Annotated in this window: 8 protein-coding genes; 5 read left to right on the forward strand and 3 right to left on the reverse strand. The window is 62.7% G+C overall.

Annotated elements, in window-relative coordinates; all coding sequences use genetic code 11:
- The 3 genes from ACLQ7E_RS15945 (at nt 1) to ACLQ7E_RS15955 (ending at nt 1,971) form a co-directional block, all read left to right on the forward strand.
- Nucleotides 1–87, forward strand: a complete 87-nt coding sequence (locus ACLQ7E_RS15945; RefSeq protein ID WP_411731500.1) for an IS3 family transposase — start codon at nt 1–3, stop codon at nt 85–87.
- 133 nt (nt 88–220) lie between these two features.
- Nucleotides 221–1,417, forward strand: coding sequence for a pyridoxal phosphate-dependent aminotransferase (locus ACLQ7E_RS15950; RefSeq protein WP_411733554.1), 1,197 nt, complete (start codon nt 221–223; stop codon nt 1,415–1,417).
- A 143-nt stretch (nt 1,418–1,560) separates the two neighbouring features.
- A complete protein-coding gene (locus tag ACLQ7E_RS15955) occupies nt 1,561–1,971 on the forward strand; it encodes a DUF2695 domain-containing protein (RefSeq protein WP_411733555.1) in 411 nt (136 codons plus the stop codon).
- Nucleotides 1,972–2,012: 41 nt separating this feature from the next.
- Here the strand turns inward: ACLQ7E_RS15955 and ACLQ7E_RS15960 are convergent, their stop codons facing one another.
- Together ACLQ7E_RS15960 and ACLQ7E_RS15965 are read right to left on the reverse strand one after the other, a co-directional pair.
- Nucleotides 2,013–2,450, reverse strand: a complete 438-nt coding sequence (locus ACLQ7E_RS15960) for an acyl-CoA thioesterase (RefSeq protein ID WP_411733556.1) — start codon at nt 2,448–2,450, stop codon at nt 2,013–2,015.
- A 98-nt stretch (nt 2,451–2,548) separates the two neighbouring features.
- A complete protein-coding gene (locus ACLQ7E_RS15965) occupies nt 2,549–3,064 on the reverse strand; it encodes a MarR family winged helix-turn-helix transcriptional regulator (RefSeq protein ID WP_411733557.1) in 516 nt (171 codons plus the stop codon).
- Nucleotides 3,065–3,157: 93 nt separating this feature from the next.
- Between ACLQ7E_RS15965 and ACLQ7E_RS15970 the strand changes: the two genes are divergently transcribed.
- Both ACLQ7E_RS15970 and ACLQ7E_RS15975 read left to right on the forward strand, forming a co-directional pair.
- Nucleotides 3,158–3,829 carry an NADPH-dependent F420 reductase gene (locus ACLQ7E_RS15970; RefSeq protein WP_411733558.1) on the forward strand — a complete coding sequence of 224 codons (672 nt, stop codon included), beginning with the start codon at nt 3,158–3,160 and terminating at the stop codon, nt 3,827–3,829.
- A gap of 38 nt (nt 3,830–3,867) precedes the next feature.
- Nucleotides 3,868–4,911 (forward strand): LLM class flavin-dependent oxidoreductase, encoded by a 1,044-nt coding sequence (locus ACLQ7E_RS15975; protein ID WP_411733559.1) that lies wholly within the window; start codon nt 3,868–3,870, stop codon nt 4,909–4,911.
- Nucleotides 4,912–5,371: 460 nt separating this feature from the next.
- Here the strand turns inward: ACLQ7E_RS15975 and ACLQ7E_RS15980 are convergent, their stop codons facing one another.
- Nucleotides 5,372–6,268: a hypothetical protein gene (locus tag ACLQ7E_RS15980; protein WP_411733560.1), complete on the reverse strand. Its 897-nt coding sequence runs from the start codon at nt 6,266–6,268 to the stop codon at nt 5,372–5,374.
- Between the last annotated feature and the right edge of the window lie 201 nt (nt 6,269–6,469).

The raw sequence follows: 6,469 nt of genomic DNA on the forward strand, positions 1-6,469 counted from the left end.
ATCCACTGGTACAACCATGACCGCATCTCGTTAACGCTCGAGTGCCTGAGCCCGATGAAATACCGGGCCCAGGCACTGGCTGCGTAGACTTTTACTTACCGAGTCCAACTTTCGGGGACCAGTTCAATAGGTGGGGCCTTCGCGCGTCAACCCTCCGGTATATGACAGGCTTGGTGAAGTTGTCAGTACGGCACAAAAAACCGGAGGAAGAGTGCAGCGAATGTTGAAGGTCGCGGATCGGGCGAAGGTTCCTGCGTTTGAGGTCATGAACATCCTGAACAGGGTCGCCCACTTGCGGGCCGCAGGCCGAAATGTCATTTCGCTGTGCGCGGGCGAGCCCAACGATGGAGCTCCATCCGCCGTCTCCAAGCGCGCCGCCGAGATCCATGCGGCCGGCACACCGCTGACCTACACGCCGGCCTTGGGCATCCGGGAACTTCGTGAAGCCATTGCAGGACACTACAAGCGTTGGTACAACATCGAGGTCCCGGCGGACAACGTCGCCATCACCACCGGCAGCTCCGGCGCCTTCATGCTGACCTTCCTTTCCGCCTTCAACGTCGGTGACAAGGTGGCACTGGCCCGCCCCGGCTATCCCGCCTACGCCAATATCCTGCGCACTCTGGGCATCGATGTCATTGAACTGGACGCCGGGCAGGAATCCCGCTACCAGCCCACCGTGCAGCTGCTCGAAGCGGCTTGGCAGGAACATGGACATCTCGACGGCCTGATGCTGGCGTCTCCGGCGAACCCCACCGGAACCATGGTCTCCGGCCCGGAGCTCGCGGAGCTGACCGGCTGGTGCAAGGAACGCGGCGTCAGGCTGATCAGCGACGAAATCTACCATGGCATTGACTACCCGGAACCGGGATCCGAGGTTCGCCGCTCGATCAGTGCCTGGGAATTGGACACCGACACCGTGGTGATCTCCAGCTTCTCGAAGTACTGGGGCATGACCGGCTGGCGCTTGGGTTGGGCGCTGGTCCCCGACGACATGCTGGCCACCGTGGACGCGTTGGCCGGCAACGTGGCGCTTTGCCCGCCGGCTCCCGCCCAATTCGCGGCGCTGGCCGCGTTCACCGAGGACTCCTATGCCGAGGCCGAGGCCCGGGTGGCCGAGTTCGCGCGGACCCGAGCCGTGGTGCTGGGGTCGATTGGTCGCCTCGGCTGGGGTGAGAGCGCGCCGGCCGACGGCGCCTTCTACCTGTATGCGGATCTGGGCGAGAAGCTGGGGGCCCATGAAAATGCCGCCGCATATTGTGCTGCGTTGCTGGAAGCCGAGGGCGTGGCGATTGTTCCCGGCAACGACTTTGACCACGTCAACGGGCAGCACCATGTGCGCCTGAGCTTTGCCGCCGGATTCGACGCGGTCGTTGAGGCCATTGAGCGGATTGTGCGGTTTCAGGGCAACGCCTGAGTCCGTGCAGGGGCAACGGCTTCCCCTCACAGCGGCAGGCGACAACCCGCCCATTCTGCTTGTGCACAGCCCAGTTGCCCTGAACGACCTGGGGCAGGGTTTTGATCCCATGCTGAAGACTCCACCGATTCGAGGAGTTCACCATGGACCAATACACCGTCTCGGACCTTGAGGATGCGCTCAAGATCGCGAAGAGGCTGCTGCCGCCACGCTACGAATGCCTGGCTTGCTACGTCAACCGCATGCTCGAGCACGGCTGCAGCGGGCTGAAGTGGTGCACCACCTACCGGGATCTGCGGGCACCGAGGGCCACCTCGCTGGAACGAAAATTCCCCGAACTGGGTGGCTACTGCGATTGCGAGGTCATGGCAAACATATTCAGGATCAACGACGAGTTCTGGACACGTGGTGACGACTCAGAGATCGACGACAGCTATGTTCCGCCATGCCACAAGGTTCGTTTGGGAACCATTCGACCTTGCGAATTGTGGCTGATGCGCAGCGGCGTCCAGTGGGGCGGGGGAGTCTTTCGCCCGGTGAAGAAGGCGTCTTAGCCGACACCTTCGGATGGACGGGTGGCCCCTGTGCGAACCGGCTACTGCTCTTCGGGCAGCTTGATCTTCAGGTGCTCGCCGGGGATGCGGTCGCGGTCGTAGGTGATCTCCGAGTAACCGTGCGCTGCCGGGGCACCGTCCGGACCGATGTTCACGAAGACGATCTTCTCGATGGTGAGGATGGACTGGCGTGTGAACATGTTCCGCACCTCCGCGCGCATGGTCAGCGAGGTACGGCCGAAGTGGGTGGCGGTCAGGCCCATCTCAATGAGGTCACCTTGCTGCGCCGAGGAGACGAAATTGATCTCCGACATGTACTTGGTGACGGCGAATCCGTTGCCCAACTGGACGATGGCATAGATCGCGGCCTCTTCGTCGATCCAGCGCAGCAGACTTCCTCCGAAGAGAGTGCCATTGGCATTGAGATCTTCGGGGCGGACCCATTTGCGGGTGTGGAATGTAATGTCGCCAGCGTTCATGGCACGAGTCTATGGTGCCCGCGCCTGTCGGATCACGGTTAGTGACCGGAACCATCCGCCTGTGACGTTTCGGTGACGGCTCTCGGCCAACCGGGTGACTAGCCCAGGTGGTCCATGGCTTCGCAGGGATTGGCGCCGGGTTGTGCGCGATGGATCGCCATGGAGAGCTTGGAGACCAGGCGCGCGAGCTGCTCGCTTTCACCCGCGTCGAGCCCGGTGAGCAAGGTCTGTTCGGCCGCGGCAACTCGTGCCTCGAGCTGTTTCAGCAGGGTCTCGCCCTGCTTGGTGGCCACGATCTTCCTGGCGCGTCGATCCGTCGGGGCAGGCACGCGCTCAACCAGCCCGGCGGCGACGAGATCGTCAATGAGGTAGGTCAACACGGTACGGTCGATGCCCAAGTGCGCACCCAGGGCCTGTTGGTTGGCAGGGTCATGGTGAACCACGGTGGAAAGCATCTGGTAGCCGCGCACCGAACAAGGCATCTCCGCCACGGCCTCGGCAAAGTGCGTTTGGTGTCCGCGCAGGATCATTCCCAGGTGCCAAGCAAGATCACCAGGGAGGAACCCCGGCAGCGGCTTGTCGAGTGCGAGGGGTGCGTGCTGAATGGAGGCCATGACATCCATCATACCCGACATTATGGTGTTGCACAGATGATCTGTTGGGAATATAGTCTGTAATACAACATAAATTCTCGGAAAGCAGGACACATGGATATCGGGGCACAAGAGCACGTTGCCTTCAAGGGGACCGTTGGCATCCTGGGTGCCGGGCGTGTGGGTACAGCTATTGCCCGTTTGGCGGTGGCCGCCGGATACCGGGTCAAGGTTGCCACGTCCAAGCCGGCCGCCGACAACGAGCTGATCATCGAGATCGTCACCCCCGGCGCGGTGGCAGTCGACGCGGCCGAGGCCGCCGCCTCCGACCTGGTGGTCGTGGCCATCCCGCTGCACAAGTACAAATCCCTGAATGCGGACGCACTTGGTGGCAGGGTCGTCATCGATGCCATGAACTACTGGGCCGCCACCGACGGCGACATTGCTGACTTTGAAAACACCCATCTGTCCTCCAGCGAAGTCGTGTCCGCATACCTGGCCGATTCACGCGTGGTGAAGTCCTTCAACCACATCGGTTACCACGAGATGGAACCGGATGCCGCCGATCCGGAAACGCCGGACCGCCGGGCATTGGCCGTGGCCGGGGATGACGAGAACGCCAAATCGCTGGTGGCCGGGTTCATCGACACGCTGGGCTTTGACTCCGTGGACTCCGGCGATCTGGCTGCAGGAAAATCCTTCGAACCCGGAACCAACATCTTCAATGGCCGCTTCAACGCCGCCGAACTGGCACACGCGCTGCAACACAGCCTTGCCACCGCCTGACCCACCACACGCTGACACGACGAATGAGGAATGACCACATGGAAATCGGTGCCTACAGCTTTGGCGACACCCAGCGCAATGCCGACGGATCGCTGCGATCAACCGGCGAAGCAATCCGGAACCTGTTCGAGGCAATCAAGCATGCCGATGCGTCCGGCCTGGACTACTTCGGTGTGGGTGAACACCACACCACGACCATGCCGGCGTCCTCGCCCGGCACCCTGATCGCCGCCGCGGCCGCCGCCACCAGCAGCATCAAACTGGGCAGCGCCGCGAGCATCATCAGCACCGACGACCCGGTGCGCATCTTCCAGCAATTCGCCACGGCCGAGGTCATCTCCGGGGGAGGGCGCATCGAGATCACCGCGGGGCGAGGCTCATCCGTGGAAACGTTCCCGCTTTTCGGCTACGACCTTGGAGAGTACGACGAGCTCTACGCCGAAAAGCTCGACCTGCTCATGGCGATCAACAATGCGAACGACTCGAATATCACATGGTCCGGAACCAAGCGCCCGACAATTGAGGACCTGGCCGTGGTGCCGCGTCCTCTCGGCGGGAGGCTTCCGATCTGGGTGGCCACGGGCGGCAACGCAAGCTCCTCGGCGCGTGCCGGGCAATTGGGCCTGCCGGTGTCCTACGGCATCATTGGCGGGGCGCCACACCGCTTCGCCCCGCTGGCCGAGCTGTACAGGCGAGCCGGTGCCCAGGCCGGGCATTCGGAAGAATCACTCAAGATCTCGGTGGCGGCATTGGGCCTGGTGGCACCGACCAAGAAGGAAGCGCTCGAGCGTTTCTACCCGGGCTGGGTCAACATCAACGTGGAAATGGGCCGGCTGCGCGGCTGGCCGGCGCCCGACAAGCGCGCCTACGACGCGCAGGCCGAGGCTCCGGGTGCCTACTACGTGGGTTCGCCTGACGAGGTGGCCGAGCGCATCGTCCACCTGCACGGCTACATGGGCCACATGCGCCACTTCCTCCAAATGGATGTCGGCGGACTCCCGCAGGAACACCTGCTGGAGTCGATCACACTGCTGGCCACCGAGGTCAAGCCGCGCGTGCAGCGCCTGCTCGCGCAAAAGTAGGCTCGCCGCACGCCTGGCGAGGGGCGGTGCCCATTCATGGCACCCAACCGGGTGGACCCAGTCAGGTTGACCCAAGTGAGGGTAGAGCTGGGGCCCGGATCTTTGCTTGTATTGGACCAGTGGTTGCAAACCAATGTGGTAAGTCGGCTTTGGGTGAATGGGTCGGGACGTAGGAAGAAAGTCGAACCGGTAACGGTGGGGCGGTCCTGCCCGGTGCATCAAGGCGTGGGGCTACTCGTTGGGCGCTGGGCCACCTGCGCATTGGCTTGGGGATCGGGGCACATTGAACACCGCGGCACCAGAGTTTTGGGGCCGGGCAGGCTAATCCCTGCACGGACATCGATGTGGTCCGTTGCCCATGATGACCAATGCCGCGGTTGGAGTGGGGGTGCCGGGCTGCTTGGGGGTATCCGGCCCCCCGCTCCGAGTCACGAGTGCGGGGCGCCGGTCGAATCCGAATCTATGTCGTGCGCCGCTGGCCCATGGCGGTTTCCGCTGCTTGCTCGACGGTGAGCCCGTCACCCGGGTCGACCAATGCCAGAAACAGCGAAAGCGCGGCGGTTCCCAACAGTGAAGTCCGCTTCTCGTGGTCAAGCAGCCGTTCATCCACACCGGAGATCAATCTCAGCCCAAGTCCCTCAGCCATAGACTGCAGCAAGATGTTGAAATCTTCCATGGTCACGCCAGGCCTGAACGTGAGCCCGTAGTGTTCAAATACGGTGGTGTAGAGCGCCATCCACACCTGCGACAGATTGGTGTACATGCGTGCCAACGCCTGCGCGGATGCGGAATCCGCCTGGGCCGTTGCCACGGCCAGCAGCTGAAACCTGAAGGCGGGCAGCTCCAGCACCCGCTTGAGGTCCTCGTAGGCGACGCGGTGGACGGCCCGGGGAAAATCATCTTCGGCGGTCAACAAGTCCTTGGCATGCTGCGAGAACGCGACCTCGAGACTCCAGTGCTTGTCGGCCAGGGCGTAGGAAACGAAGTCGGCCAGAAAGTCCCCATGCGAGCTCCAGCGGTGGCGCATCATGTTTTCACTGAGGGGGAAGTCGTCGCCACAATTCTTCTTGGCCTTCGCCAGAACCTTTCGGCGGGACAGATACGACATGACCGGACGAGCGTCGTCCTCATCGGCATCAAGCAGCTGTTCCGATAGCGCCGGGTTAAAAAGCTCGGTGGTGAGGTCCAGCGCGGCTTCAAGAAATGCGCGAGTCTCACGGCCGTTGGCAAGGCGTTTGCGAGTCATTGCGGTGCGGCCGGAGACATTCGTGACGATCTTGGAATCGTAGAGATCAAGATCGTCGCCAGGGCGAACTTCGGCGGGCGGGCTCATATGTTTTTTCTTTGTTGAGTCCATTAGTTGCGTCCACCATGCGAGTTTAGGGTTGAAGAAGTACCTGGTTCCAACGTACCGCACTGCCCGCGTCCGCAGGAGGGGCGACTGGCGCATGGTTTCAGCGGGCCCGGCGCGAGAAGCGGGCGAACCCGCTGTCGGCCTGCGCATATCGGTTAACGAGGTCGGGGGGGGGGGGGCCCCGAAATGGGGGGCCACCACCCC

Source organism: Paeniglutamicibacter sp. (assembly GCF_046714615.1).
GTDB lineage: Bacteria > Actinomycetota > Actinomycetes > Actinomycetales > Micrococcaceae > Paeniglutamicibacter.